Source organism: Staphylococcus sp. EG-SA-2 (genome assembly GCF_017152085.1).
This window is the reverse complement of the sequence record NZ_JACYHC010000725.1, coordinates 1-1709: the sequence shown is the minus strand read 5'-3', so window position 1 is coordinate 1709 and position 1709 is coordinate 1. Positions and strand designations below refer to the sequence as shown.

The window sequence follows — 1709 nt, the reverse complement described above, 5'->3', positions numbered from 1 at the left end:
TCATTATAATTCAAAATATGATTTGATTTCAGCTTTATCTAAATTGTTGCTTAACGCAACTAATAATTTTAATCTTGCTTTTGGACCATTCAAACCGTTAGAAAAAATAAAACCTTGTTGTGCGAGTTGGTAACCACCACCATCGTATGCGTAAGTTGGACTCACAATACCATTAAAGGAACGTGAAACTAGCACAATAGGTATATTTAAAGATACTAATTGTTGAATGCCTTCTAATGCGCTTGGAGGTATGTTGCCTTGTCCTAACGCTTCAATAACCATACCATCGATACCTTCACGACTATAAAAACTAAAAATGTCACCTGGCATACCCATATATGCTTTTACTAATGGTACATTTAGTTTGTCATTGACATTTTCCAATGCTTGTTGGCGATATGGCATATGATGGAATTGCACACGATCCTTTGTCAATACACCTAGCGGACCATGATTTGGACTTTGAAATGTGTTTGTATTAGACGTATGTGTTTTGGTAACATTACGCGCCGTATGAATTTCATCATTAAATACAACCATCACGCCTTTATGACGGGCCTTTTCATCAGAGGCAACGCGAATAGCGGAAATATAATTATATAATCCGTCAGAACCAATTTCATTAGACGAGCGCATTGCGCCAGTAATAACAACAGGTTGCTCGATACCTAATATTAAATCAAGTAAAAAGGCAGTTTCTTCTAACGTATCGGTACCATGCGTGATAACGAAACCATCATAATATTTATTTGTTACTGCTTCTAAAATAATATCCTTTAATTGTTTAACATGTTGGATTGTCATATGAGGTGATGGTACATTAAAAGGATTTAATTCATCTATTTGTGCATATTGATTTATGACATCTTGATGCATTGAAATAGGGTTGATATCATTTGTTACTACTTTATTAGATTGGTCTTGTGACATACTAATGGTGCCACCAGTATGAATAACAAGTAGATGTTTCATATATTTCCTCCTATATTTAATTTACCTAATTATGATAAAATATTATTCATAAAACGACAAGGAAGGGAAATGACGCATGAAAGCCATTAATATTGCATTAGATGGTCCAGCTGCTGCCGGAAAAAGTACAATTGCGAAACGTGTAGCCAGCGAACTATCAATGATTTATGTCGATACAGGAGCAATGTATCGTGCATTAACATACAAATATTTAAAATTAAACAAAACTGAGGACTTTGCAAAACTAGTTGACCAAACAACATTAGATTTAACTTATAAAGCAGATAAAGGTCAATGTGTCATTTTAGATAACGAAGATGTAACAGACTTTTTAAGAAATAATGATGTGACGCAACATGTTTCATACGTTGCATCTAAAGAGCCAGTACGTTCATTCGCCGTTAAAAAACAAAAAGAGTTAGCTGCAGAAAAAGGTATCGTAATGGATGGTCGCGATATCGGAACTGTAGTGCTACCAGATGCAGATTTAAAAGTATATATGATTGCATCAGTTGAAGAGCGAGCAGAAAGAAGATATAAAGATAATCAATTAAGAGGTATCGAATCAAATTTTGAAGATTTAAAACGTGATATTGAAGCTCGTGATCAATATGACATGAACCGTGAAATATCACCATTAAGAAAAGCAGATGATGCAGTGACATTAGATACGACAGGCAAGTCGATTGAAGAAGTTACTGACGAAATTTTAGCGATGGTGAGTCAAATTAAATAAT

General features: G+C 34.3%; 2 protein-coding genes. One reads left to right on the top strand and one right to left on the bottom strand.

Annotation, left to right across the window (positions count from 1 at the left end; genetic code table 11):
• Positions 1 to 3: 3 nt before the first annotated feature.
• Positions 4 to 972, bottom strand: coding sequence for an asparaginase (locus IDG60_RS13210; protein ID WP_000681756.1), 969 nt, complete (start codon positions 970 to 972; stop codon positions 4 to 6).
• Between the two features lie 76 nt (positions 973 to 1048).
• Between IDG60_RS13210 and cmk the strand changes: the two genes are divergently transcribed.
• The gene (gene cmk / locus IDG60_RS13205) at positions 1049 to 1708 is read left to right on the top strand and encodes a (d)CMP kinase (protein ID WP_000644391.1); all 660 of its coding nucleotides are present in this window, start codon (positions 1049 to 1051) and stop codon (positions 1706 to 1708) included.
• The last annotated feature ends 1 nt before the right edge of the window (position 1709 follow it).

Excerpts from the sequence above, each read along its gene's own strand:
- cmk (WP_000644391.1), top strand. The coding sequence starts at position 1,049 with ATGAAAGCCATTAATATTGCATTAGATGGTCCAGCTGCTGCCGGAAAA.
- IDG60_RS13210 (WP_000681756.1), bottom strand. The coding sequence starts at position 972 with ATGAAACATCTACTTGTTATTCATACTGGTGGCACCATTAGTATGTCA.